The sequence below is a fragment of the Cohnella luojiensis genome (assembly GCF_004564235.1).
GTDB classification, from domain to species: domain Bacteria; phylum Bacillota; class Bacilli; order Paenibacillales; family Paenibacillaceae; genus Cohnella; species Cohnella luojiensis.
In genome coordinates this window covers 56,366-81,044 of sequence record NZ_SOMN01000022.1, presented here as the reverse complement: position 1 = coordinate 81,044, position 24,679 = coordinate 56,366, and the positions used below count along the sequence as shown (strand labels likewise).

At 51.9% G+C, this 24,679-nt stretch carries 24 protein-coding genes; 19 read left to right on the top strand and 5 right to left on the bottom strand.

Translation table 11 applies throughout. The features are described from left to right. Positions 1 to 380 precede the first annotated feature (380 nt). Entirely contained in the window at positions 381 to 920 is a 540-nt protein-coding gene (locus tag E2980_RS15355; RefSeq protein ID WP_135153061.1) for a cupin domain-containing protein, read from the bottom strand. 145 nt (positions 921 to 1,065) lie between these two features. On the opposite strand from E2980_RS15355, the gene metH reads away from it, so the two are divergent. Continuing rightward, entirely contained in the window at positions 1,066 to 4,521 is a 3,456-nt protein-coding gene (gene metH, locus E2980_RS15350) for a methionine synthase (protein WP_135153060.1), read from the top strand. 74 nt (positions 4,522 to 4,595) lie between these two features. On the opposite strand, the gene tlp is transcribed toward metH, so the two are convergent. After that, positions 4,596 to 4,817: a small acid-soluble spore protein Tlp gene (gene tlp / locus E2980_RS15345; RefSeq protein WP_135153059.1), complete on the bottom strand. Its 222-nt coding sequence runs from the start codon at positions 4,815 to 4,817 to the stop codon at positions 4,596 to 4,598. 176 nt (positions 4,818 to 4,993) lie between these two features. Between tlp and E2980_RS15340 the strand changes: the two genes are divergently transcribed. From E2980_RS15340 to E2980_RS15280, 13 genes are all read left to right on the top strand, one after another. Then, on the top strand, positions 4,994 to 5,968 hold the full coding sequence (locus E2980_RS15340) for a metal-dependent hydrolase (protein WP_135153058.1): 975 nt from the start codon (positions 4,994 to 4,996) through the stop codon (positions 5,966 to 5,968). Between the two features lie 288 nt (positions 5,969 to 6,256). Then, on the top strand, positions 6,257 to 8,542 hold the full coding sequence (locus E2980_RS15335; RefSeq protein ID WP_135153057.1) for a DEAD/DEAH box helicase: 2,286 nt from the start codon (positions 6,257 to 6,259) through the stop codon (positions 8,540 to 8,542). After that, positions 8,539 to 9,852, top strand: coding sequence for a ribonuclease H-like domain-containing protein (locus E2980_RS15330; protein ID WP_135153056.1), 1,314 nt, complete (start codon positions 8,539 to 8,541; stop codon positions 9,850 to 9,852). Before E2980_RS15335 ends, E2980_RS15330 begins: the two co-directional genes overlap by 4 nt. A gap of 7 nt (positions 9,853 to 9,859) precedes the next feature. Then, positions 9,860 to 10,702, top strand: coding sequence for an HAD-IIA family hydrolase (locus E2980_RS15325; protein ID WP_240703045.1), 843 nt, complete (start codon positions 9,860 to 9,862; stop codon positions 10,700 to 10,702). Between the two features lie 38 nt (positions 10,703 to 10,740). After that, positions 10,741 to 11,559, top strand: a complete 819-nt coding sequence (gene mutM, locus E2980_RS15320; protein ID WP_135153055.1) for a bifunctional DNA-formamidopyrimidine glycosylase/DNA-(apurinic or apyrimidinic site) lyase — start codon at positions 10,741 to 10,743, stop codon at positions 11,557 to 11,559. Continuing rightward, positions 11,559 to 12,389, top strand: coding sequence for a deoxyribonuclease IV (locus E2980_RS15315; RefSeq protein ID WP_135153054.1), 831 nt, complete (start codon positions 11,559 to 11,561; stop codon positions 12,387 to 12,389). The genes mutM and E2980_RS15315 overlap by 1 nt, the downstream gene beginning before the upstream one ends. A gap of 29 nt (positions 12,390 to 12,418) precedes the next feature. Then, complete coding sequence (locus E2980_RS15310) at positions 12,419 to 12,766, top strand: cyclic-phosphate processing receiver domain-containing protein (RefSeq protein WP_135153053.1); 348 nt, start codon at positions 12,419 to 12,421, stop codon at positions 12,764 to 12,766. Next, positions 12,759 to 13,079: a thioredoxin family protein gene (locus E2980_RS15305; protein WP_135153052.1), complete on the top strand. Its 321-nt coding sequence runs from the start codon at positions 12,759 to 12,761 to the stop codon at positions 13,077 to 13,079. The genes E2980_RS15310 and E2980_RS15305 overlap by 8 nt, the downstream gene beginning before the upstream one ends. Next, a complete protein-coding gene (locus E2980_RS15300; RefSeq protein WP_135153051.1) occupies positions 13,076 to 13,855 on the top strand; it encodes an ABC transporter ATP-binding protein in 780 nt (259 codons plus the stop codon). The genes E2980_RS15305 and E2980_RS15300 overlap by 4 nt, the downstream gene beginning before the upstream one ends. Next, the gene (locus E2980_RS15295) at positions 13,852 to 14,874 is read left to right on the top strand and encodes a 23S rRNA (cytidine(2498)-2'-O)-methyltransferase RlmM (protein WP_135153050.1); all 1,023 of its coding nucleotides are present in this window, start codon (positions 13,852 to 13,854) and stop codon (positions 14,872 to 14,874) included. Before E2980_RS15300 ends, E2980_RS15295 begins: the two co-directional genes overlap by 4 nt. Positions 14,875 to 14,983: 109 nt before the next feature. Further along, positions 14,984 to 16,573 carry a serine/threonine protein kinase gene (locus E2980_RS15290; RefSeq protein WP_135153049.1) on the top strand — a complete coding sequence of 530 codons (1,590 nt, stop codon included), beginning with the start codon at positions 14,984 to 14,986 and terminating at the stop codon, positions 16,571 to 16,573. 194 nt (positions 16,574 to 16,767) lie between these two features. Next, complete coding sequence (locus E2980_RS15285; RefSeq protein ID WP_135153048.1) at positions 16,768 to 17,466, top strand: response regulator transcription factor; 699 nt, start codon at positions 16,768 to 16,770, stop codon at positions 17,464 to 17,466. After that, positions 17,463 to 18,818 (top strand): sensor histidine kinase, encoded by a 1,356-nt coding sequence (locus E2980_RS15280; RefSeq protein ID WP_135153047.1) that lies wholly within the window; start codon positions 17,463 to 17,465, stop codon positions 18,816 to 18,818. Before E2980_RS15285 ends, E2980_RS15280 begins: the two co-directional genes overlap by 4 nt. Before the next feature lie 121 nt (positions 18,819 to 18,939). On the opposite strand, the gene E2980_RS15275 is transcribed toward E2980_RS15280, so the two are convergent. Next, on the bottom strand, positions 18,940 to 19,428 hold the full coding sequence (locus E2980_RS15275) for a C40 family peptidase (RefSeq protein WP_135153046.1): 489 nt from the start codon (positions 19,426 to 19,428) through the stop codon (positions 18,940 to 18,942). Positions 19,429 to 19,747: 319 nt separating this feature from the next. Here E2980_RS15275 and E2980_RS15270 point away from each other — a divergent pair, with 319 nt between their 5' ends. Next, complete coding sequence (locus E2980_RS15270; RefSeq protein WP_135153045.1) at positions 19,748 to 20,419, top strand: GNAT family N-acetyltransferase; 672 nt, start codon at positions 19,748 to 19,750, stop codon at positions 20,417 to 20,419. A gap of 47 nt (positions 20,420 to 20,466) precedes the next feature. Further along, on the top strand, positions 20,467 to 21,240 hold the full coding sequence (locus E2980_RS15265; RefSeq protein WP_135153044.1) for an MBL fold metallo-hydrolase: 774 nt from the start codon (positions 20,467 to 20,469) through the stop codon (positions 21,238 to 21,240). Here the strand turns inward: E2980_RS15265 and E2980_RS15260 are convergent. Next, positions 21,237 to 21,890 (bottom strand): thiamine diphosphokinase, encoded by a 654-nt coding sequence (locus E2980_RS15260; RefSeq protein ID WP_135153043.1) that lies wholly within the window; start codon positions 21,888 to 21,890, stop codon positions 21,237 to 21,239. The two genes, E2980_RS15265 and E2980_RS15260, sit on opposite strands and share 4 nt — an antisense overlap. 176 nt (positions 21,891 to 22,066) lie before the next feature. Between E2980_RS15260 and E2980_RS15255 the strand changes: the two genes are divergently transcribed. Genes E2980_RS15255 through E2980_RS15245 form a run of 3 tightly spaced genes read left to right on the top strand, consistent with a single transcriptional unit; the run spans position 22,067 to position 23,713 of the window. Further along, positions 22,067 to 22,711: a trimeric intracellular cation channel family protein gene (locus E2980_RS15255; RefSeq protein WP_135153042.1), complete on the top strand. Its 645-nt coding sequence runs from the start codon at positions 22,067 to 22,069 to the stop codon at positions 22,709 to 22,711. Continuing rightward, complete coding sequence (locus tag E2980_RS15250; RefSeq protein WP_135153041.1) at positions 22,708 to 23,184, top strand: low molecular weight protein-tyrosine-phosphatase; 477 nt, start codon at positions 22,708 to 22,710, stop codon at positions 23,182 to 23,184. The genes E2980_RS15255 and E2980_RS15250 overlap by 4 nt, the downstream gene beginning before the upstream one ends. Continuing rightward, the gene (locus tag E2980_RS15245; RefSeq protein ID WP_135153040.1) at positions 23,177 to 23,713 is read left to right on the top strand and encodes a hypothetical protein; all 537 of its coding nucleotides are present in this window, start codon (positions 23,177 to 23,179) and stop codon (positions 23,711 to 23,713) included. Before E2980_RS15250 ends, E2980_RS15245 begins: the two co-directional genes overlap by 8 nt. A gap of 1 nt (position 23,714) precedes the next feature. Here E2980_RS15245 and E2980_RS15240 read toward each other — a convergent pair whose 3' ends face one another. Next, positions 23,715 to 24,461: an alpha/beta hydrolase gene (locus E2980_RS15240; protein WP_135153039.1), complete on the bottom strand. Its 747-nt coding sequence runs from the start codon at positions 24,459 to 24,461 to the stop codon at positions 23,715 to 23,717. Positions 24,462 to 24,679: the final 218 nt, after the last annotated feature.

Here is a 24,679-nt window from a genome sequence, read left to right as displayed (position 1 = left end):
CCACACTTTTTCATCTACTTGTCAAGTCCTGTTTTCATTTTTTCATGCAAAAAAAAGAGCGGGCTATCTTTTAGATAACCTGCTCTTGTTCTTAATTTTGGCCCTGCGCCTTAACTTAATGACATTGCCCGGTTAGGACGCTTTTTCGTTGTCGAGCCTGGTGCCTTTGAACTGTACTTAGGTTTCATGCGAATGAAGAGAGAATGGGGAGGGAAGAGTGATCTCCTGGAAGAGCGATCTCCTGGAAGAGCGAAGCGTCCGCCTTTTTGAGACCCCTTGCCTCCTTGTAACGAGTTTACCAAATTCAGGCAAGGGGTCGAGAACAAGCGGCTGGAAGGAGAACACTCTGGACTCCCTAACCTCCACATTCAAAAAAAGCTTTACTTCACAAAAGCAGGATCGTCAAAAGGATCAGCGACCCAACCGGCCGGCTCGATGAAAAGGCGCACAGCAACGATAGCCTTATTATCCATCAACGTAAAGAAATGAGGCTGGCCTTCCGGTACCGAGATGACGTCTCCTACCGTAAGCTCGACATCGAAGTAACCCGTTTCCTCGTCGCCCTTGATAATGAAGATTCCGCGACCGGCAGTGATCGCGCGCACTTCATCTTCTGTATGAGTATGCACTTGCTCGAACTTTTTCAGAATATTAGGTAGGTCTGGAGTCGCCTCGGAAAGAGCAACGATATCCCAAACCTTGTAGCCGCGGCGTCCGGCGATCTCGTGAATCTCCTCATCGTAAGCGGCAAGGATCGCGTTCTTGTCATCGTCCGTCAGCGTGAATTTATTATGAAGATACTCTGGAAGTTTGCTTTTATCCCAGTGCTCATACAGGACGTTTTGTTTTGTCAAAAATGCTAACACTTGGTCTTCATTTTCAATTCGTTCGTTCGTATTGCGAATACGAATTTGCGCCATTTGATAATCCCTCTTTTCCCAATGTGAATTAATGCCTTAATTATAGTTCAATTCCAAAGTACTGTCGACAGTGTACCTTTTCGTCCCGCAAGGATTCTGGTACTATAGAGTTTAATGACTTGACAGACAGGGGAAGAGACTTACTATGACTTTAACGCATATCAAACCGTCTCTGCAAGAGGCATTAGACTCTCGTATTCTTATCCTTGACGGAGCCATGGGAACGATGATCCAGCAAGCCGATTTGACTGCGGATGATTTCGGCGGCGATGACATGGACGGTTGTAACGAAATCCTGGTTTTAACCCGCCCTGACGTCATTAGCCGCATTCACGAAGCTTATCTGGAAGCCGGTTCCGATATTATAGAAACGAATACCTTCGGCGCAACGGCCATAGTTTTGGCGGAATACGACATTCCCGAGAAAGCCAGAGAAATTAACCTTGCCGCCGCTAAGCTCGCAAGAGACGCGTGCGATAAATATTCGACGCCCGACAAGCCTCGCTTCGTTGCGGGTGCTTTAGGGCCGACGACCAAGACGCTTTCCGTTACCGGGGGCGTTACTTTCGATCAGCTCATTCGCGATTATGAGGAGCAAGTGCTTGCCCTCATGGAGGGCGGCGTCGATTGTATCCTCATTGAGACCAGCCAAGATACGCTTAACGTGAAGGCCGCAAGCGTTGGCATCCGTCAAGCATTCAAGACGATGGGCTGCGAGCTTCCTATTATGATTAGCGGTACGATCGAGCCCATGGGAACGACGCTTGCAGGACAGAACATCGAATCTTTCTACATTTCTCTTGAGCATCTGAAGCCGATTTCCATGGGTCTGAACTGCGCAACGGGTCCGGAATTCATGCGCGACCATATCCGGACATTATCCGGCCTCGCGAATGCAGCGGTCAGCTGTTATCCTAATGCGGGCTTACCGGACGAAAATGGCCATTACCATGAATCTCCCGAATCGCTTGCCAAGAAGTTGAAAGCTTTTGCCGAGCAAGGCTGGATCAATATCGCGGGCGGCTGCTGCGGCACTACGCCTGCACATATCGCGGCCATGGCCGAAGCAATGAAGGACATTGCTCCCCGCAAGATCGCAGGCGGACATCCTCCGGCGGTATCCGGCATCGAAACGGTCTACATCGAAGAAGATAACCGTCCGATCATGATCGGGGAAAGAACGAACATTTCCGGATCCCGCAAGTTCAAGCGCTTGATTCAAGAAGGGAAGTTCGACGAAGCTTCCGATATCGCCCGCGCCCAAGTCAAAGGCGGAGCACATGTCATCGACATCAACCTCCAGGATACCGATATCGACGAGGCTTATGCGGTAAACCAATTCCTTCCGATGGTAACGAAGAAAATCAAAGTGCCGTTGATGCTCGACTCTACCTACGATCATATCATCGAGCTGGGTCTTAAGTATTCGCAAGGCAAAGCGATAATTAACTCCATTAACCTTGAAGACGGAGAGTCGAAGTTCGAGAAAATCCTCCCCCTGATTCATCAGTATGGCGCTGCGGTCGTATGTATTCTAATCGATGAGCGCGGTCAAGCGGTCAGTCGCGAAGCGAAAATGGAAGTGGCCACCCGCTCGTACGAGTTGTTGACGGAAAAATACGGCATGAACCCCGAGGATATTATTTTCGACCCGAATATGTTCCCCGTTGGCTCTGGAGATCCGCAGTATATCGGTTCCGCCGTCGAGACCATCGAAGGCATTCGGATGATCAAGGAAAAATATCCGAAAGCGAAGACGATCCTCGGACTCAGCAACATCTCGTTCGGTTTGCCGGACGCGGGGCGCGAAGTGCTTAACTCCGTCTACTTGTACCACTGCACGAAAGCAGGACTTGATTACGCCATCGTGAACACCGAGAAGCTGGAGAGATATGCTTCCATTCCCGAAGCGGAACGCTTGCTCGCGGAACAGCTCATCTACGACACGAATGACGAAACGTTAGCCGCTTTCGTAGCCGCTTTCCGGGACAAGAAGATGCAGAAGAAGGAGAAAGTATCGAACCAAACCTTGGAAGAACGGCTTGCCGGATACGTTGTAGAGGGCAGCAAGGACGGTCTTATCGCCGATCTGGACGAAGCTCTTGGCAAGTATGCCCCTTTGGATATTATTAATGGACCATTAATGTCCGGCATGGAAGAGGTCGGAAGGCTATTCAACAACAACGAGCTAATCGTTGCCGAAGTTCTGCAGAGCGCGGAGGTCATGAAGGCTTCGGTTTCGCAGCTCGAGCCGCATATGGAGAAGAACGAGTCGGCGATTAAAGGAAAGATCTTGCTCGCTACCGTTAAAGGCGACGTTCATGATATCGGCAAAAACCTGGTAGAGATCATTCTCTCCAACAACGGGTACAAAATCATCAATTTAGGCATCAAAGTACCGCCGGATCAGATCATCGAAGCGGCCCGCAGGGAGAGTCCCGACGCGATCGGATTGTCGGGGCTGCTCGTGAAGTCCGCTCAGCAAATGGTCATAACGGCTCAAGATTTGCGCGCCGCGGGAATAGACGCCCCGATTCTAGTGGGCGGTGCGGCGCTAACGCGCAAATTCACCAAGAATAGGATCGCTCCGGAATACGAAGGGATCGTGCTCTACGCCAAGGATGCGATGGACGGTCTCGATATCGCCAACAAATTGAACGATCCGGGACATCGCGCGCGAATCATCGAAGAGCATTGGGCGGCGCAAGCCGCGCTCGCTGAAGAAGCGGAGAAGCCTAAGCAAGACCTGCCCGAGCTGACAAGGGCGCGTCGCTCCAATATTTCTCCGGATGCGCCGGTCTTCACGCCGCCGGATTACGAACGACATGTCTTGCGCGACTATCCAATGTCGCACGTTCTGCCGTATGTGAATCTGCAAATGTTATTGGGCCATCACCTCGGACTGAAAGGGAACGTAGAAGACTTAATTGCCGCCGGCGACGAAAGAACCGTTAACCTTAAGGAAACGGTTGACGACATCATGAAACAATCGCAGGCGCAAGGCTGGTTGAACCCGCAAGCGATGTATCGCTTCTTCCCGGCCCAATCCGATGGCAACGATATTATCATATTCGATCCGGAGGATCGTTCCAAAGTACGGAAGAGATTCACTTTCCCGCGACAGCAAGTAGAGCCGTATCTCTGCCTTGCCGACTTCCTCAAGTCGGTAGACAGCGGGATTATGGACAGCGTCGGATTCCTTGTCGTTACGGCAGGCCAAGGCGCTCGCGAACAAGGGGAGAAGTGGAAGGAAAGCGGAGATTACCTACGCTCGCATGCGTTGCTTGCAACCGCATTGGAAGTAGCCGAAGGACTTGCCGAACGCGTGCATCAGATCATGAGGGATAGCTGGGGCTTCCCGGATCCGGCCGATATGACGATGAAGAAGCGTTTTGGCGCGCGTTACCAAGGGATCCGCGTATCTTTCGGCTATCCTGCATGCCCTGATCTAGAGGATCAAGCCCCATTGTTCGAGCTCATGAAACCCGAAGATATCGGCGTTCATCTGACCGAAGGGTTCATGATGGAACCGGAGGCTTCCGTGTCCGCCATGGTGTTCGCTCATCCGGAAGCGCAATATTTTAACGTCGAGAAAGTTTAATCTACTATAAAAAATCCCCGAATGAACGGACCGCGATGGTTTGTTCATTCGGGGGTTTTTTATGCGCCATTTAATTATTGATCGGCTCTGGCTTCATCTTTAATCTCGTTGCGAAAGCCTTCTATCGCGTCCCGCCGGTTCTCGTTTTTGTCGGCGAGATCCCGCGCATCCTGCGGATTCAGCTCTTCCGAAAACTCTTCGAGATAATCCTCTGATTCCTCTAGATTTTCTATCGTGTTTTGTAAGGCTTCTTGCAGTTTCTCCACATTATCCGAGCGGTCGTCCGGCTTTGCCATTTGAATCTCTCCTTGATTTTCCGATTGAGGCCATTTGCCCGTCGATTAGTTTGTTTCTAACAGGGAACGATTATTCGGATTCGCAGAAAATAATAAAAACCTTACGCCAAGATGATTTCTCTCTAACAGTACTCCGTTACGCTTGTAGAAACGGATAAGGAGAGGAGAATGTAAAGGTGGATACGGGTTCTCATTTGTTATTCGGAGCTACGTTGGCTGGTTTGGCTTTTTTTCATCCGGAAGTTGCTGCAAATCCTCAGTTAGCCGCCTCGGTTCTCAGCGTAACGTTAGCGGGCTCGCATGCTCCCGATTTGGATTCCGTTGTTCGATTAAAAAGTCACGACGCTTATCTCAAGCACCATCGGGGCATCAGCCATTCGTTTCTCGCTTGGTTTCTGTGGTCCGGTGCGATTGGCGGCTTAGCGGCATGGGGATGGGGATGGGGAGAGATCGAGCACTTCGCTCTATTATTCTGCTTCGCATTCATGGCCGTAGCTTTACATGTATTGTTCGACTATACGAATGCCTATGGCGTACAATGCCTGTTGCCTTTTCGCAAGGAATGGCTTCATCTTGACGCCCTTTGCTTAACCGATCCGTTCTTGGTTATTTTGCATGCTGCGACGGCTATAGGTTCGATCACTGGTTTATGGCCTTTCCCCCAATGGGCATCAGTCCTCGCTTGGGTTACCACCATCGTCTATGTCGCTTGGAGGGCCGTTCATCATGAAATTGTCGTTCGCAGGGTGAAAAGAAGATATCGTCGTTGGCGAGCGGTTCACGTTCTTCCGGGGTTGTGGTGGTTTAGGTGGCAATATATCGTGCAGACGAACGAAGGTTACGAAATGGGAACCCTAGCAGGCAGAAGGTTGTTGCCCTCTAAACACCTATCCTTCAGCGTTCTGCACGATTGCGTAGAGGCTACGCGGAATGTCGCCTCCGTCAGAACGTTGCATGAATTCGCAAAGCGCGAGTACGTAAGCTGGTCGGCGCAGCCGGATGGCGGATATCTGGTTACATGGACCGATCTCAGGTTCTGGCGGGAAAAGGATTGGCCGTATCGGGCGGAGGTTAGGCTGGACGAGAATTACAAAGTTCTAGCGGAGAGTATCGGCTGGTATAAAAAAGCATGGGAAGCACCCTATGTATAGCATGTGAGCAACTTTCAATAACCGCCCTGCGAATAAGCTCTTTAAGCGAGCCGATTCGGAAGAGCGGTTATTTTCGTACATTAAAACTTTTATTTGAGGAAATAAAATAGTTTCCCGGGAAAGCGCAGGAGCCGACACGAATTGTCGCAAATCCCTATATCCGTTCGAAACTTAGGAGTCTTTAATGCGATAAAGTAGCACATTTGTCGAATAAAGGACGGAAGCGCCCGTTGATGTGCGAACATGTATTCTGTACAATGAAGATATTACGATTTTAGGAGAATGGCGATGAATCCGTGGACGCACAAAACGGAGTCGGTCGAGGAGTGGCTAGGGCTGCTTCGAAGCCGACCGGAACTAATGGAGAACGTGACGTTCTGGCACACCGAGCCGGCACGACCGCCTCGTACGGTCCGACTCCCGGACGCGATCAACCCCAAGCTTGCTCGCGCGCTTAGTCTGAAGGGCATTACGAATTTATATACGCACCAAGCGGCTTCCTTTCATGCCGTTAACCAATGTCGTCATGTCGTTACCGTAACGCCGACGGCTTCGGGGAAGACGTTATGTTATAACCTGCCGGTTATCCAGAAGCTGCTCGAGGACGATAGCGCCAGAGCTTTATATCTGTTCCCTACGAAAGCGCTGGCCCAAGATCAGGTGGCCGAGCTGCAAGAGTTGGCCAACCTGATGGAAGTGGATATCAAGACGGCTACATACGACGGAGACACTCCTCCTACGGTGCGGCAGGCGATACGCAATGCGGGTCATATCGTGGTGACTAACCCCGATATGCTTCATTCCGCTATATTGCCGCATCATACGAAGTGGGTTAAGCTATTCGAAAATATCAAGTACATTATAATCGACGAGCTTCATGCTTACCGCGGCGTATTCGGCAGTCATGTGGCGAACGTGATCCGAAGACTGAAGCGGATATGCCGATTCTACGGCAGCGAGCCGCAGTTTCTATGCGCCTCCGCGACGATTCGTAATCCGCAGGAACACGCGGAGCGCTTGATCGGGGAGCAGGTCGCGCTCGTGGACGATAACGGCGCGCCGACCGGGGAGAAACACATGGTGTTCTACAACCCGCCGGTCGTGAACAAACAGCTCGGCATTCGCCGCAGCAGCGTGCTGGAATCGCAGAAGCTCGCGGCCATGCTGCTTAAGAGCGGCATTCAGACGATCGTATTCGCGCGCAGCCGCGTTCGCGTGGAAATCCTGCTGACCTATTTGCAGGAAAACATCAAGCACGAGCTCGGCACGAAATCCATTCGCGGTTACCGCGGCGGGTATTTGCCTAAGCTGCGCCGGGAAATCGAGAAAGGCTTGCGCAACGGAGAGATTCGAGGCGTCGTCAGCACGAACGCGTTAGAGCTCGGCATCGATATCGGACAGCTGCAAGCATGCGTCCTGAACGGTTATCCGGGAACGATCGCCAGCACCTGGCAGCAATCCGGACGCGCGGGACGAAGGCAAGGGAGCTCGGTCACGTTCCTCGTGGCCAGCAGCAATCCGCTCGACCAATACTTGATTCAGAATCCGGATTATTTTCTAGGCCGTCCTCCGGAGGAAGCCCGGATTCATCCCGATAACCTCCTCATCCTGCTTGACCATTTGAAGTGCGCGGCTTACGAGCTGCCCTTCGAGGAGGGAGATACGTTCGGCGGCGAGAAGCTTACGGATTTGCTCGAGTTCCTCGCGGAGGAGAAGGTGCTTCACAGAGTCGGTAACCGTTGGTATTGGATGGAGCAGGCTTTCCCTGCCCACAACATCTCGTTGCGCTCTGCCGCTCAGGAGAACTTCGTCATCATCGACCAGACTGAAGGTCACCGCGTACTCGGAGAGGTCGACCGATTCAGCGCGCCGACGCTTATACACGAAGAGGCGATCTACCTGCATGAAGGGGTACAGTATCAGGTGGAGAAGCTGGATTATCCGGAGAAAAAAGCCTACGTGCGCGAAGTGAACGTGGATTACTTCACGGACGCGAACCTGGCGGTGGAGCTTAAGGTGCTGCACGTGGATCTGGAATCGACGGACGGACCGTTGGAGCGTCAATACGGGGAAGTGACGGTTATGGCTAAACCGACCATTTTCAAGAAAATCCGCTTGCGGACTCATGAGAACATCGGCTCAGGCCCGATCCACTTGCCGGAGGAAATCCTGCATACGAGCGGCTATTGGTTCTCCTTCTCCGAAGAAGAAGCCGGCAAGCGAAGCGCCAACGACATGCAGATGGCGTTGCTTGGCTTGGCGAACGTCCTTATCCATCTGGCTCCGCTGCATCTCATGTGCGATCCGCTCGATATCCGCGTCGTGCCTCAAGTGAAGGCGCTGCATACTAAGCGGCCGACGATTTATTTCTATGACCGTTACCCTGGCGGGATAGGCCTCAGCCAACGGCTGTACGAGAAACACGGCGAACTGCTGGACGAAGCCGAGCGTCTCATCCAAGGCTGCGGTTGCTTAAGCGGTTGTCCGGCTTGCGTCGGACCGATAGAGGAAGTCGGACTGCTAGGAAAGGATTTGGCGCTATCCCTGCTGCAGGGAACGAGGGCTAGCTCATGAGCGGGCTGAGAGAGAGGCTTGGCCGGCTGCGGCAGGACTCCTCGGTCAATCCGGTCACTCCCGCGCAACCGGAACAACAAGCGTCCGAACAGGAGGCATTGTCCGAGGGGCAGGATCTGCCGGCTGGATTCAGACAAATCGGCGTGGAGCAAATCAGCAACGAGTCCGGACAATTTCTGCTGCGACGGATAGAATATTCGTTACCCTACAGGCATGGGCGTTATGATCTCGGGGAATTGCTAGCATGCGCCCCGCATTTACATCCCATCGCGATGCGGCAGAATCAGCAAAGCGAAGCCATCGACATTAAGAGACTTCTGTTCCTGGACACCGAGACGACCGGACTTGGCGTTGGAACGGGGAACGTCCCGTTCATGATCGGATACGGGTATTACACCGATCAGTCATTCATAGTCGAGCAGACGCTCATTCGGCATCCCGGAGAGGAGAAAGCCATGCTGACTTACCTGCTTGGCCGCATGAAGGACAAAAGCCATCTGGTCACATATAACGGTCGCACTTTCGATTGGCCGGTGCTCGTGAATCGCTTCATCCTGAACGGTTGGCGCAGAAGCGGCGCTGAGCCGGGGCATATCGATTTCTTGCATCCTTCGCGGGCGTTGTGGCGCAACACGCTTCCTTCCTGCCGTCTGAGCACCGTTGAAGAAGCCAGGCTTGGCATACAGAGAGGGCATGACGTTCCCGGATCGCTTGCTCCCGCATTGTATTTCCAATATTTAAGCGATGGTAATCCTGCGCATCTGCATGGGGTATACGCCCATAACGAAAAAGATATTCTGACCTTGGCTTCGCTCTCCGTTCACTTTGGTTTGTTGTTAGGAGGGGAAGGAGCGAGCGACGAAGGTATCGAGGCGGCTGAAGGCGAAGAGTTGTTCCGAACCGCTTGCTGGTTAGAGCAGCACGGCGCGCAGGAGACGGCCGAACGATTGTTTGCCTTGTTGAACGACATGGAGGAGCAAGGAGACGGCAGCGGTTGGAGTTTGGCTTTGGCTGCGCGATATAAGCGGGCAGGACAGCATGATCGCGCGTTGAAGCTCTGGAGAAGATCCGCCGAATTAGCGGAAGGTTCAACGGTTCCTAAACTGGATGCCCACGTGGAGCTTGCGATGTATTACGAGCATCGGGATAAACAATTAATAAGGGCATTGACTTATGCCGAGAAAGCTTTGGAATTGGCGCAACGCAGAGCAAGGTTATTAAGCGACGCAACTAAACGCAAGGCGGAAAGAGAGTCCTTATTGCATCGAGTGGCGCGGCTCCGCGATAAAGTCGCACGGGAAAGGAAGTAAGCGCATAATGACTTTCATGCTCAACCATCTTAATAACCACCCATCGCCGGAAGCTCTATTGTTCGACCTGGACGGCACGTTATACCGCGGGAATGAAGCCATTCCGGGAGCTGACCGGTTGATCGCCTCTCTTGAGCGCAGAGGAATACCATGCCTATATGTGACCAATAATTCAACAAGAACGCCTATGGAAGTTGTAGAGCATTTACTTGCGATGGGAATTCCCGCCAAAGAAGAAGCAATCGTCACATCCGCGTTGGCGGCTGCCTATTATGTACGGATGCATTACCCCGGAGCCGATACTTACGTCATTGGCGAGCGTGGTTTAATAGAAGCTCTCGAGAATGAGGGTCTCTCCCTGTTAGAAGGTGCACCGGATGGCAGGAAGGCAGATTTGGTCGTGCAGGGGCTTGATCGCAAACTGACTTACGAGCAATTGACGAAAGCCGTGAAGCATCTACTGAACGGTGCCGTCTTCGTACAAACGAACCCGGATCGTCTCCTGCCTGTGGACGGAGGATTCATCCCCGGAGCGGGGAGCATCGGGGCCATTCTGCAAGCGGCAACCGGAATAGAACCGATTATCATCGGTAAGCCATCCCGCATTCTAATGGATTATTCCCTGAAGTTAGCGGGAGTTTCTCCGGAGAAAACATGGGTGATCGGCGATAATCCATACACGGATCTTGCGGCCGCCCGCGATGCGGGTTGTCCTTCCGTTCTCGTTCTGACGGGCTTATGCACCGCGGACAACTGGCGGGAGCACTGCTCCTCGGCCGGAGTGACGCCGGACGCCGTGTGCGCGGGACCGGAACAATTAGAAGTCATTCTTAGTGATATACTTAAGTAAGGCAATCAGGTATGGATGAGCAGAAGGGAAGAAGACAAATGCCGGAATTACCGGAAATGGAGCATTACCGTTCACAACTATCCCCGCTGTTATGCGGACAAAGAATAACCGGCGTGACGGTTAACCGAGCAAAAACGATTAACGAACCCATCGAAGCGTTCGAGTCGGCCCTTAGGGGTCGAACCATTCTGTTCGTGGAACGCAAAGGCAAGCATCTTCTGTTCCATCTTGACGACGGACACCGTCTCCATTTGCACCTCATGCTTGGGGGATGGCTTGCTTACGGCGAGCAAGGACCGAAGAAGGATAGTCACTTTCAAGTCATACTCCGTTTCGGGGACGGAAATTCGCTTTTCTTCGGAGGATTGCGCCTTGGGTATCTTCACCGGATTACGGCGAAAGCCGCCCTCGAGGAAATGAAGGAGCTTGGTCCGGATCCCTTCGATTCGAGATTGACTCTGGAGGCTTTCGGGAAACGGTTATCCGGAAAAAAAGGAAAGCTGAAAACGACTTTAACCGATCAGCGGTTCTTGGCGGGCATCGGAAATTGTTATAGCGACGAAATTTGCTTCGATGCGAAGCTGCACCCCGCGGCTGCGGCCAGCAGCTTGGATTCCGCTTCGGTAGAACGCCTGTATAACTCCATTCGCAAAGTGCTGGTGGAAGCGAAGGAAGTGGGCGGATACATGGAGCATCCGTTGACTCCGGACGATACGTTGACCGGCGGATACAACGATCAATGTCGCGTCTACGACCGCAAGGATGAGCCGTGTCTCGTGTGCGGAACTCCGATCAAGTTCGAGACGTTAACGGGGCGCAAAATGTTCTACTGCCCGAATTGCCAGAAGGATTCGTAATGACTCGAGTCGGCAGTCACGTCAGCACGAGGCATGGATATCTCAAGGCAGCGGAATACGCGGTTGCCATCGGCGGAAAGGCTTATCAATATTTTCCGAAAAATCCCCGAACGCTGGAAACGAAAACTTTCAACGGAACCGATGCGAGGAAATGCGCGGAGTGGTGCAGAGGTAACGATGTTCTGTCGATCGGACATGGACCCTATCCCGTGAATCCGGCATCCGAGGGGGAACCGGCGCAACGGATGGCGCTGAGTACGCTGAACGATCTGGAGATCGCCGAAGCTTGCGGTTCTATCGGGGTCGTCGTCCATTTCGGGCATTACAAAGGGAAAGACCCGTTGCAAGGATATCGAAATATCATACAATGGATTAATAGCGTTACGAGGCTTTGGAATGGACATGCGCAGATTCTGCTGGAGAATCTGGCAGGCGATCATGGACCGATGGGAACGACTCCTGAGGAACTCATGCAAATCCGATCTCTCGTCGAGTCGCCCGAGAAGGTAGGGTTTTGCTTGGATACTTGCCACCTCTACGCAAGCGGCGAATGGCGGCATGGAGATTGGTCAAGCTTCACTGAACGCGCGAGGAAGATCGGATTCTGGGAGTACGTCCGTGCGGTCCATCTGAACGATTCCCGATATGCTTCGGGTTCCTTGAAAGATCGCCATGCCGCTATCGGGGAAGGCTGGATTGGGCGTGACGGCATGAAAGAGGTTATTGGAACGCCGGAGCTGGCAGATGTTCCGCTCCTGTTGGAAACGCCCGCTGGCGAGGATGGAACGCACCGGGATCAACTAAAACTCATCCAGCAATGGAATGAATAGTCGTTGTAGTTGTCGGGGGAGGCAATTCTATGATCAACGTTTACTTAGACGACATGAGGCCATGCCCGAGAGGGTTCGTTGCGGCACGATCGGCAGAGGAGTGCCTGCTGCTCCTGTCCGCGAACGAGGTCAACGTTCTGTCGCTCGATTTCGAATTGGGCTTCCGCGAACCGAATGGCCTTGCCGTCGTGCAAGGAATTATCGCAAGCGGTAAATATCCGAAGCAGGTTTACGTCCACTCTTCCAGCTTAATGGGCAGGGCGCAGATGGTGAGCGATCTGAGGGCGGCGAATCCGCAGGGCGTAACGATTCACGACGGGCCGATGCCGGCCGCCGTTCTGGAAGCGGCTGCCGCGAAGGACACCGGCCATGCGTGAGTGGGAGCCGACGGAGTGGAAACGGGAATGGACGTTTACCCCGGCGCCGTTCGCGTTGTTCGTCCATACGCCGCTATGCGGAACGTGCTTAGCGGCCAGGCGCATGCTCGCGGTTGCTGCGGAAATCGTTCCCGAAGTAGAGCTGATGTCCGCGAACATTAACGTCATGCCGGACTTGGCGCAGAAATTCCAGATCGAGAGCGTGCCATGCCTAATGATCAAGCGCAAGAACGGATCTTGGACTAAACAATATCGTTTCCCATCCGTTACGGAATTAGTGGAAATACTGAGAAGCGAGAGGGATAGGCAATGATACATTTACAAGGTTTGACGTTCCGCCGGGGAGACCGGGAAATTCTTCGCGGCGTCGATCTGCGCGTGAAACCGGGAGAGCAATGGACGCTTCTTGGCCGTAACGGTTGCGGCAAATCCACGTTACTGGAGATGGTTACGGGATATTTGTTCCCTACCTCCGGCACGATTGATGTGTTAGGTAAACGTTTCGGTCAGGTCGACGTAAGGGAAATACGCAAGAGGATCGGTTACATAAGTCCGGCGCTTATCGAGAAAATGACGCTTCGCGATCCGTTATGGGAAATCGTAGGGAGCGGAGCTTTTGCTTATTTAAGGTTTTACGAGGAGGTGCCGGAAGAGGTCCGCGAGCGTGCGTACTTGGAACTGGATCGAGTCGGACTAAGATCGCTCGCTGAGCAGCCGTTCGGAACCTTATCCCAGGGAGAGCGCAAGAAGGCGTTGTTGGCTCGCACGATGATGGCCTCACCGGAGCTGCTAATATTGGACGAACCATGCGCGGGACTCGATCTCTATGAACGCGAGAAGTTTCTTTATGCCTTATCCGAGTTATCTTCCCATAACTTGTCCATGCTGTACGTAACGCATCATATCGAAGAAATCGTACCTCTATTCACGCACGTGGCACTGATGTCGGAGGGGCAATTGATAGCTTCGGGACTGAAGCGGGACGTGCTTACGCCGGAAAAACTGCAGCTTGCTTACGACCTTCCGCTCGAGATCAGATGGAAGGATGACCGGCCGTGGATCGAGGTCGGGAAGGTGGAACGACAATGATTACTTATGTTGCAACGGCGAATCCGGGATTCGCGCCTTACGCGATGGAGGAATTGCGCAGACGAATTCGAGGGACTAAAGTTTCCGGACTAGCGCCAGGGGAAACGTTCTCGTTCACGACCGGGGATTTCGATCCCGAACAATTGCTTAAGGATCTGCGGCGCGATGAGCCGATCTTCCTAAGGCACATGTTCCCGATCGAAGCGGAGTACGACGTCATGAATAACCCGGACGAGACCGCGGCGACGTTACGGGAATATGCGGAGACGCTAAACGACCGGGTTAAAGGCAAGAAGATTGCAATACAGGTCCGCAAAGAACAGGGGAGCCCGTTCCCGTTTGCTTCCGCGGAAGGAAGAGACGTTATCGTTCCGGTTATCGAACGGCTTGGAGGGGAACCGGCAGCCCGGGATGCGGATTGGATCCTTTCGGTCTATGCGTCCAAGAAGAAACTCTACTTGGGCTGCTCGCTTCCGCGCGACAACCTGTCTGACTGGCCTGGCGGGGCCGTTCGCTTCCGTAAAGACGAAGAGCTGATCTCCCGGGCGGCATTCAAGCTGCTTGAGGCCGAGCGGGCTTTTAAATTACCGCTCGATCGGTTCTCGAACGCGCTCGACCTTGGCGCCGCTCCCGGCGGCTGGACGTCCGTATTGCTGGAGAGAGGCTTGAAGGTAACCGCAGTCGATCCCGCGGAGATGGATCCTTCCTTGGAGTTGCATCCGAGGCTTAGGCATATAAGATCTAATGCGGCGGACGTGTCGTTCGCCCCCGGTTCGTTCGATCTCCTGGTATGCGACATGAGCTGGGATCCTCACCATACGGCGAGAATCGTCTCCGAATTAGCGCCCGTTCTATCGGCCGGCGGGTCAGGTATCATCACGCTTAAGCTCATGTATCGTAAACCGTTCCAGAGTATTAACGATCTAATGGAAGATTACGGGCATGAATTCGACATTCGCAAGGTAAAGCAGTTGTTTCACAACCGGGAAGAAGTTACAATGTGGGTGAAAAGGAAATAACGCGTCCAATACGGGAAAGCATCCCGCATCCGGTCGGAGCCTTGCGCAATCTGGGCTTCGTACCGTGGTGCGGTTTTTTTATATTCTTGTCCAAGAGAGGGGAATCGCATTGGAGGATCATCGTCTAGCAGGGTTGGAGCTTACGCCGGGACAATTGTACGGAGAACGGTATCGGATCGTCATGCCGATCGGGAAGGGAGGCATGGGGCGCGTTTATCTAGCGGAGGACATACGAGTAGGAGGCAAACATCGTGCGCTCAAGCTGACTCGCCCGTTGCCGGATGAACGGAGAACCTTCCTGCCGGAGGCGCAGATGCTGAGCGAGTTAGACCATCCGAACCTCCCGGCGATCGTCGATTATTATCCGCCCGATGCCGACGGAGTGACTTGTATCGTGATGGATTATATCGCGGGAGATTCGGTCGCGGAACGATTCGAACGCTATGGCTTCAAGCTTGCTTATGCGTTGGTGCTATCCGTAATGGCAGATTTATGCGATGTGCTGGTGTATCTGCATGCCCAGAATCCGCCAATCGTTTTTCGTGACCTTAAGCCTTCAAACGTATTGTTAGACAGGCAAAATAGAGCGATTCTCGTTGATTTCGGGATCGCCCGCCGTTATCGGGAGGAGGGGCTTAGCGATACTCTTCAATTGGGGACGCCGGGTTTCGCCGCTCCCGAGCAGCTGCGCGGGGAACAATCCGATCGTCGTACGGATATATACGGTTTAGGTGCGTTCGCCTATCACTTATTATCGGGAGGACTCTTCGCTTATAAGCAAAGAGGCGGTCTGAAGAGGGATCTTCAATCCGATGTTCCGGCGGAATTCATCAAGATATTGGAGCGAATGTTGGAGAATGATCCGGAGAAGCGACCGCAAACGGCGTATGATCTATCCGCAGAGCTGAAATCCATTCAAGAAGGTTCACCGCGCATCTATCGGTCATCATCCTGTGCAAGGGATAATGAGATCACGGATAAAGTATCCGTAATCGCAATTACCTCCGCTTATCCGGGGGCCGGCGCAACTTTCGCCACGCTTGCTCTATCCTCGTCTCTATGGAGACGGGGGATCGCCCATGCAGTGGTCGAGTGTCCGGGTAACGAACCGGAAATATACGCCTTATTGGATGGCTCGAGCCGAATGCCCAAGGGAGCCCTTTACGCGCAGGCTTATGGGCAGCAAGCTGCGTTTCCGGTTTGGCGTCACGGTCATGCTGCCTATTACCCCTTAAATCCTAACGAAACCGTCAGTCGGATACCCGAAAGAGAATTTGCCGAGTGGCTAAGAAGATTAGGCGTACCAATCGTCCTATTAGATGTATCCGGCAGATCCGACCTAAGGGATAACATCGGTTGGATCGTGCGAACGGTGGATCACATCGGGTTAGTGGCGGATTGTTATCCGAGCAAGTGGACAACGCGAAGACAGTCCGCTTGCATGGAGCTGCAACGGCAAGCTAGACAACATCGTGTTCGAAGCGTATGGATCGCCAATCGCGACCAACCGTTTCCGGACCGAAAACAATGGCATTCTTTGTTCCCTGCGAAACCGGACGTATATTTGCCCGAACTCCCAAGCGAAGTCATGTTGAATGCATTATGGCGCGGAACGGGAATCCCTACTTATAGTCCGGTTTCAAGCGTTATCGACGAGTCGTTTCATAAGTGGATTCCTTCGGTTATGAAACAACGATAAGGACTTTATAATACGGCTCGTATGTTCATTCGACCGATTTTCCATCGCTTTGACACTCATGTTACAATGGACATGGGAGAATTCGATAGTCAGGCATCGGTTAATGTTGATCGCGATTTGAAAATGTCTGCCTTGGTTGTTGGTTATTCTAGCCGCGGCTTTAGGATGGCTATTACATAGGTGAGGTGACCTTAATGAACAATGAAAATATATTGATCATCGAAGACGAGGATGCAATCGCAAGGATATTGCAGTTGGAGCTTGAGCATGAAGGTTACGGCGTCGGAAGAGCGGCGGATGGCCGCAAAGGACTGGAAATGGCTACTTCCGGAGAGTGGGATCTTATCCTGCTCGACGTCATGCTCCCGCAACTTAACGGGATCGAGGTTCTGCGCCGTCTAAGACAGAATGACGCGGTAGTCCCCGTTATCCTGATTACCGCAAGGGATACGGTGCCGGACAAGGTGAGCGGATTCGAGCACGGAGCGAACGATTATATTACGAAGCCGTTCGCGATGGAAGAATTACTGGCAAGGGTAAGGAACTTGCTGCGGATTTTCAAAGCTTCCCGCGAAGGGGAGAGCGAAGACGTATTGCGGATCGGCGATTTGTCGATCGAGCTTCTGACGCGCAAAGTTTATCGCAAAGACCATTCTATCGACCTGACGCCTAGGGAATTCGAGCTGCTCCTTTATTTGGCCAAGCATAAGAACGGCGAAAAGACCCGCGACGAGATCTTGTCCGACGTGTGGGGTTATGAATATATCGGAGACACGAACGTGGTCGACGTCTATATACGTTACTTGCGGCAGAAAATGGACAAGGGCTATCGCCATAAGCTACTTCATACCGTCCGCGGAGTCGGTTACATGCTGAAGGAGCCGGATGCATGACCCTAAGATCCAGGTTTACTTTATTTACGGTTTTCTGGCTCATTTTTATATTAATCCTATATAACATTTTCGTTTATTTCTTCGTCATTCGGGTTACGACTCGCGGAGAACTGCAATTGCTGACGAACAAGGCGGATTTGGTCATCGATACCTTGCGTAAGCAAGGAATGAGGGGATTCGAAGATCCCAAGCTGCTCAGCGACTTGTACAACTATAACGAAATGATGCGCATCGTAACCGGCGACGTTCGCATCGTGAACCAGGTGGGAACGGACGAGGAGCTTCTCTCCATCCCGCCTCAGATGCAAGTTTACAATCAATCCGAGACAAGACAAATTAACGGTCAAAGGGTGCTGTATCTTTCCGTGCCCTTCTTTGACCAAGGCCATCTGATCGGCACGATAGAGGCAGCGCGACGTTTGACCGTGCTTGACAGCTATTTGCAAATCCTAGTCGGAGCCTTGAGCGTAACTAGCATCGGGGCGATCGTATTCGCCATTTTCGGGACTTATTGGTTTACTTCGCGATTGACCGGACCCATCGGTCAGATGGTGCAAACGATGAGGGAGATCGACCGCAGCGGTAAGCTCTACAGGGTCAAGCTCAACGGCCGGGAGGAATCCGTAGAGCTTCAGCAGATGGTAAGAGCGTTCAACCAAATGATCGATCGGCTAGACCGGACGATCGAGCATCAAAAACACTTCGTTGCGGATGCTTCGCATGAGTTGAAGACGCCGCTAACCGTCATTTCCAGTTACGCGGATATGTTGAAGCGATGGGGAAGAGATAATGCCGAGGTGAGAGACGAAGCGATCGAAGCGATCGCCAAGGAGACCGAACGCTTGCAGAATCTCATTCGGTCCATGCTGACCCTTGCGGAAGCGGAGCAGGATAATTGGTTGGACGTGTCCAGGTTCGATGTCACCACTATCGTACGGGAACTATCCAGCGTACTCGGCAAAACCTTTCAAAGGGAAATCAGGGTTCATGCCGATACCCATTCCGTGAACATAAGAGGGGATAAGGAGAAGATCCGGCAATTGCTTCTCATCTTACTCGATAACGCGATAAAGTATAGCAAGGAGCCGATCGATGTTCGGATCCGTAATCAGAAGAACGGCATCAAGCTGGAGGTCACCGATTACGGCATAGGCGTACCCGAAAGCGAGATTCCTTATATGTTCGAGCGTTTCTACCGCGTGGACGAAGCCCGTCATAGAACGACGGGCGGCAGCGGGTTAGGTCTGTCCATCGCAAAGAAGATTATCGATATTCACGAGGGAAGCGTCGAAGTATACAGCAAACCCGGCAACGGGACGACGATTTCGATTCTGCTGCCGCGTAAGATCTAACAGAGCCGACAACTTATTTAAGACGAAAAACCGGCCGTTTCGGAAAAATCCGAAATGGCCGGTTTTTGATTGCAACCTAACGTAATGCCTAGACGTCAATAGGATAAAGGCAAATGAGAAGCTATAATACGCGGCGAGCGGTTATGTAATTCGACTTCCAATAGTTCGTGTTCATCGAGGAGTAAGTGACGCCTGTGGCACGGTAAGTATGCAGCATTTTGTTATTTCCTACATATACGCCTACATGACCGATCTTTTTGCCAGTACGCTTGACTTTGAAGAAAACGAGGTCTCCCTTTTTCAGGTTGGCTTTCGCCACCTTGACGCCTTTAGTGGCCTGTGAGCTTGATACGCGAGGTAATTTCACCCCGTATTTACCGAATATGTATTGGGTAAAGCTGGAGCAGTCGAATGCGGAGGTCGATCCCGAAGGAGCGCCGAAGCGATATTTGACGCCTAAGTATTTTTTGCCGAGCGTAATAATTTTGTCCGCTTTAGTCGTTGCAGCCGAGGCAGTAGGAGCATGCCCTAACGTTATTCCGGTGAAGCCGATAACCGCGCAAAGACTCACGCTGACTACTTTTCGGATGAATGTGTTTTTGAAGCTCATGCTGTTGTTCCCTCCAAGCTTTTTCTACATTATCATGTTTAGGAGTATATCAAATTGCAGACCTCCTAATGTTTCCCAAGGAGAAGAGGAAACTTGGCGCTGCAACGGTTTGAAATGCTTTCTTAGAAAATCATGAGAATTTTCTCATGCCATATATCGACAACGTGACTAAAAGTTCCCTTAGTCAGGCTTGCCCCATATCGTTCATTTCTTATAATATAAAGCAATAAAGAATGCCCTGTTATCTGGAGGAAGATCAATCCGCCCATTATGCGGTGCTTATGGAATGGCGAAATCCGTTTAAGAAGGAGTTAGAGAAATGGACTACATACGCTTAACATCGATAGAGGATCCCCATTTTACAGCCATGCATAAAATGATGAGTTCGATTTTCCCGGCGGAGGAAGTACTTGCGTTCGAATTGTGGAAGGAACCGATAGAGGATCCTGACATACACGTGTACGTTGCGATGAATGATGGGAAAGTAGTAGGGGCAACCGAGTATCGCTATTATCCCGAACTTCGCGTGGCTATGACAGATTTTACGATTATCGGCGTAATGGGATTAGGCGTAGGTCGGTTCTTATATGTTCAGCGATCGCGGGATTTGTTAAGATTGCAATGGGAAAGCGGTACGGAATCGATCGGCATGTTCGCGGAAATTTACAGGCCGCAATCCGTTTCGTCGTTCAAATTCGGGAACGTGCTTTCGATGCACCCGGCAGTAAGGCGCGAGGTGCTATCGCATATTGGCTATCAGAAGTTAGACCTTACTTATGTGCATCCATCCTGGGACCATGAGGGAAAAGCAGTAACCGAGCTGGATTTGGGCTTTTTACCTTCGGACGACGCGTTGAGCGCGTTGCCGGCAGCATTAATCTCCACATTCCTCAAGCAATACTATTCCGCTCTGCCGAGTAAACCTAAAGAGTGGTTGGAGATGATCGCCAAGCTGGATGAACAATCGGAAATAGACTTGTTGCCATTATAAATTTCTTGCGGTAATTTCCGCCATGAATTGCACCTAAGGAGATACAGATGCGCATTACTTTTCTTGGAAACGGCGATTCCATGGGAACGCCGAGAGTTTATTGCGATTGTTCGGTTTGCGAGGAAGCGCGAGCTTCCGGGAGCAATCGCCGTTATCGTTCGTCGCTTTTATTAGAGGAAGCCGGCCAAGAACCAATGCTCTTGGATTGCGGTCCCGATTGGCGGGGCCAGATGGAGAGGCAAGGGTTAAAGCATGTAAGCAAGGCACTGCTGACCCACGCCCATTTCGACCATATCGGCGGTTTAACGGAGTGGGCGGATGCTTGCCGGTGGCTGGAAAAAACGGCGCGCCTGTTCGCTCCGGGCGAGGTGTTGGCGGAAGTTCGTCAACGATTTCCGTGGATCGAACGTCATCTGCCGATGACGGTTAACGACGAGGGCATGCGTTACGGCCGTTGGACGATCACTCCTTGGAAAGTAAACCATGGGAAGAACGGTTACTCCTACGCCTATTTTTTCGAGGACGAGAAGGAAGGGACCAAGTGGGCTTACTGCTCGGATGCGATTAACTTGACCGATGCACAAAAAGCACCATTATCCGGTTTAAAGCTTTTGGTGCTGGGAACGAGTTATGTGGAAGAGGGTTTCCCTATGGATACGCGTTCCGTTTATGACATGAAAGAGGGATTGCAGCTTGCGGAAGAATTCAGGCCTGCGTCGGTTATTTTTACCCATCTCTCCCACGACGTGGATGTTCGGGTGAACTATGATTTGCCGGCGCATGTGAGACTAGCCGCGACGGGAATGAAGCTCGACGTTTAATCGCGGCTTCGAATGACGAGAAGCATGCCATCCGCGATCGAGATGGTTCCTTCCGGAGCATCCAGAACGTTGCTGATTCCAAGTGACCAGCCTAACTTTAACGTGGCGTCATGGAGAGGATATCGAAAGCCCTGCAAGGTAACCCCTTTGACCTCTAAGGTTAACGGCAGCAAAGATGTATAAGGAAAACGGGAATTCGCTTTTAACCGAAGAATTTCGGTGCAGAGGCGAATTTCGTTGTTTTCATCGATCAGAGTCAGCGTACTGCCTTGCTCCCGAGCTTGACGAAGCAGATGGACATTGCCAAGCACGTGGTCGAAACGGGTGCCGAGCGCCCCCATGATCATGATCTCTTTATAACCTCTTCCGATCGCTTCCCTCAGCGCAAGCTCGGTATCCGTCCAGTCTTTGTCGATCGCGTCGCAAGTAAGGAACTCGACTGCCTCGGCGGCAATTCGTTTCATCTGGTCGGAAGTGACGGAATCGAAATCTCCCAAAGCCAAGTGGGGCACCTTACCGTTATGAATAAGAAACTCGGCTCCTCGGTCGGCTCCGATCACATAGTCTTGGGACGATAGCTGATCTAGGGCCCATTGGCCTAAGTTGCCTCCCGTAAAGATAAGCGCGCGAGTATTAGAATGAATTGACATGGATTGAAGCCTCCTAGTAGGTAAAACGGCAACCGGTTCATTAACCTAGTATACCGGGAAAAAGACCGTTGCGGAACTGCGGCGCTTCCCGCTACAATGAGTAAGAATTCATGCGATTCGACAATAGTCACCAGAAAACCAAGCGTTGAACCGGAGCGAACGAAGGAGAGTTTAAGTTGGAATGGGACGTATTTGGAATTTTTAGCATCATCGGCACGATCGCGTTCGCGGTCAGCGGAGCCATCGTGGCGATGGAAGAGGAATACGATATTCTTGGCGTATTCGTATTGGGATTGATAACGGCGTTCGGCGGCGGAGTTATCCGTAACTTGTTAATCGGCGTCCCCGTAACGACTTTGTGGAGCCAAGGGTTGTTCCTGAAGACGGCAGGAATTGCAATCTTAATTGTATTCGTTCTTCCGATCTATTGGATTCATCATTGGAAAAAAGGCGAGGCGTTCTTCGACGCCATCGGGCTTGCCGCATTTGCCATTCAAGGCGCATTGTATGCCGTACAGGCCAAGCTTCCGCTTAGCGCGGTGATGGTAGCCGCCATGTTGACAGGTATCGGCGGGGGTATGGTTCGCGACATTATGGCCGGACGAAAGCCTCTCGTGCTGCGCGACGAGATTTACGCGATGTGGGCGATTGGAGCGGGACTTACGATCGGGCTCGCGGATTTGCAGAAGCCGTGGGAACTGTTCGTACTATTCTTGTTAGTCGTTTTATTCCGGATGTTATCCGTCTATTATAAATGGAAGCTCCCGCGTCGGTCTTTGCTTAACGCGGCAGAGCGCAACCCAAAAGGAGGTCAGTCATGAGTTATACCGTCTTGTTCGTGTGTTTGGGCAACATCTGCCGTTCTCCGATGGCGGAGGCGGTGTTCCGGGATCTAGTCGTAAGGGAAGGTTTGGAGAACATAGTGACGGTCGACTCCGCAGGCACGGGAGATTGGCATATCGGTCACCCTCCCCACGAAGGCACGCGCAAGTTACTCGATCGTTATTCGATCTCTTATAAAGGCATGCAAGCAAGGCAGCTTGCGAAAGAGGATGGCGGCAGCTTCGACTTAATCGTTGCCATGGATACGAAGAACGAGCGGGACATCCGGGAGAAGCTTGGAGTCTCCGCGCGAGCGGAAGTCATCCGTTTTCTGTCCTTGCTTCCCGAGAAAGGGATGGAAGACGTTCCTGATCCGTATTACTCCGGTAATTTCGACGAGGTTTACGAGCTTGTTAAGGAAGGCTGCGAGAAGCTATTGGAACAGGTTAAGAGGAGGCTAAGCGATGGGTGATCCTTCGGGGAGAGACGAGAACTTTATTGCCGCGCCGCTGCCTTTGTCTTTCAAGCAGATTCGGCTCGTCACGCAAGACGAATTAACTCGCCGCATGGAACCGGTCAAAGTTCTTAAGGAAGACGCTTTAGAGTTGTATCGAATCGTTAAGGATAACGAAACCGGCGAGCATTATCTGCATTATGCGGTGTTTCATGTCCATGTGGCCGGAGGCGGTGCGGAGGAGGAATATCATCATCTTCTACCTCTGACGCATGATGACGTCATCGCCTTGGCTCTTGGCGCACCTTTGTTCGAATATCCGAGCGAGTGGAGCCAGCCCTACCTTCGCAATGGTCCTCATGGAGGTTTCGTCTGGTATGATCCGGGCGGAGCGGCGGATGAAGAGGCTGATTATGCGGAGACGGAAGCTTATATTCGCGAGCAATTGTCGGCATTCCGCCGGCAAGGCGTCCAGGGAGAGGAAGAGGTTCGGAAGCTGCTTGAAAATATGGACAAAAATCTTCCTCCCCGAACGGATTGTACGTGACTTACTCCAAAGGCGCTGGTCCCAAGAACGTCCCCAGCGCCTCCGGAATCTCCTGTTGCCAGAATCCCCACTTGTGTTCCCCGTCTTTTTCCACGTAACGAAGTTTAGCGCCTTTTTCCTCAAGCAGTCGAACCGCCGAACGGTTTAATTCCACAAAATCGAAAGTTCCCCGATCCGTTGCGAACGCATTCTCCTGAAGTCCCACGCACATCCAGAGTTTGAGATGATCCAGCGAAGCGGAATGACGAATTTGCGCGACATAACTATCGTAATAGGCTCCTGACAAAGAGATTATCCGATTAAAGAGCGAAGGGTATAAGAGAGCAAGAGACAACGATATAGCACCGCCTAGCGAATCCCCTGCGAGTATACGTTGATCCGGCACGTCCCTGACAGGATATTGGGATTCTACCCAAGGGATTAATTCTTCCGCGAAAAAACGGGTATATAAAGAGTAACGATCCCCATCGGGCGTATATTCGGAAGTCCGCAGTTTCTTATCCACGTCGACGCCGACGATAATGAACGGATCCCAACCTTCTTCCAAGATCAATCTCTGGGAATGGGTGGCAATCCGGCCGAAATTGAAAAAATCCTCCCCGTCCTGACAATAAACGACAGGATAACTGATCCATTGCTGAAAGCCGGGGGGCAAATAAACGCGGATTGAACGGCTTCCTTCCGGAAGGAAGCGGCTCGGCACCTCATGCTTATGTATCGTTCTCTTGAATAACGGGTTGTCGCTCATGGAACAAACCTCCTTGATAGGTATGGGATAGGACAGGCATGGGCAAACCAATTGAAGGTAAAACATAAGGGAGTGTATTACATTGTTACATAATATTATCGATCCTGTTATATAAACATGAATAGGTCAAAAGCTATATAAACAAAGGATTTTTAGAGTTTTTCTTTGACCAAACCACTTAAACAGGGATATAATAATTCTATAACAGAAAGCCCTCT

Coding starts and splice junctions, on each gene's coding strand:
- E2980_RS15355 (WP_135153061.1), bottom strand. CDS start 920: ATGGCGCAAATTCGTATTCGCAATACGAACGAACGAATTGAAAATGAA.
- metH (WP_135153060.1), top strand. CDS start 1,066: ATGACTTTAACGCATATCAAACCGTCTCTGCAAGAGGCATTAGACTCT.
- tlp (WP_135153059.1), bottom strand. CDS start 4,817: ATGGCAAAGCCGGACGACCGCTCGGATAATGTGGAGAAACTGCAAGAA.
- E2980_RS15335 (WP_135153057.1), top strand. CDS start 6,257: ATGAATCCGTGGACGCACAAAACGGAGTCGGTCGAGGAGTGGCTAGGG.
- E2980_RS15330 (WP_135153056.1), top strand. CDS start 8,539: ATGAGCGGGCTGAGAGAGAGGCTTGGCCGGCTGCGGCAGGACTCCTCG.
- E2980_RS15325 (WP_240703045.1), top strand. CDS start 9,860: ATGACTTTCATGCTCAACCATCTTAATAACCACCCATCGCCGGAAGCT.
- mutM (WP_135153055.1), top strand. CDS start 10,741: ATGCCGGAATTACCGGAAATGGAGCATTACCGTTCACAACTATCCCCG.
- E2980_RS15315 (WP_135153054.1), top strand. CDS start 11,559: ATGACTCGAGTCGGCAGTCACGTCAGCACGAGGCATGGATATCTCAAG.
- E2980_RS15310 (WP_135153053.1), top strand. CDS start 12,419: ATGATCAACGTTTACTTAGACGACATGAGGCCATGCCCGAGAGGGTTC.
- E2980_RS15305 (WP_135153052.1), top strand. CDS start 12,759: ATGCGTGAGTGGGAGCCGACGGAGTGGAAACGGGAATGGACGTTTACC.
- E2980_RS15300 (WP_135153051.1), top strand. CDS start 13,076: ATGATACATTTACAAGGTTTGACGTTCCGCCGGGGAGACCGGGAAATT.
- E2980_RS15295 (WP_135153050.1), top strand. CDS start 13,852: ATGATTACTTATGTTGCAACGGCGAATCCGGGATTCGCGCCTTACGCG.
- E2980_RS15285 (WP_135153048.1), top strand. CDS start 16,768: ATGAACAATGAAAATATATTGATCATCGAAGACGAGGATGCAATCGCA.
- E2980_RS15280 (WP_135153047.1), top strand. CDS start 17,463: ATGACCCTAAGATCCAGGTTTACTTTATTTACGGTTTTCTGGCTCATT.
- E2980_RS15275 (WP_135153046.1), bottom strand. CDS start 19,428: ATGAGCTTCAAAAACACATTCATCCGAAAAGTAGTCAGCGTGAGTCTT.
- E2980_RS15270 (WP_135153045.1), top strand. CDS start 19,748: ATGGACTACATACGCTTAACATCGATAGAGGATCCCCATTTTACAGCC.
- E2980_RS15265 (WP_135153044.1), top strand. CDS start 20,467: ATGCGCATTACTTTTCTTGGAAACGGCGATTCCATGGGAACGCCGAGA.
- E2980_RS15260 (WP_135153043.1), bottom strand. CDS start 21,890: ATGTCAATTCATTCTAATACTCGCGCGCTTATCTTTACGGGAGGCAAC.
- E2980_RS15250 (WP_135153041.1), top strand. CDS start 22,708: ATGAGTTATACCGTCTTGTTCGTGTGTTTGGGCAACATCTGCCGTTCT.
- E2980_RS15245 (WP_135153040.1), top strand. CDS start 23,177: ATGGGTGATCCTTCGGGGAGAGACGAGAACTTTATTGCCGCGCCGCTG.
- E2980_RS15240 (WP_135153039.1), bottom strand. CDS start 24,461: ATGAGCGACAACCCGTTATTCAAGAGAACGATACATAAGCATGAGGTG.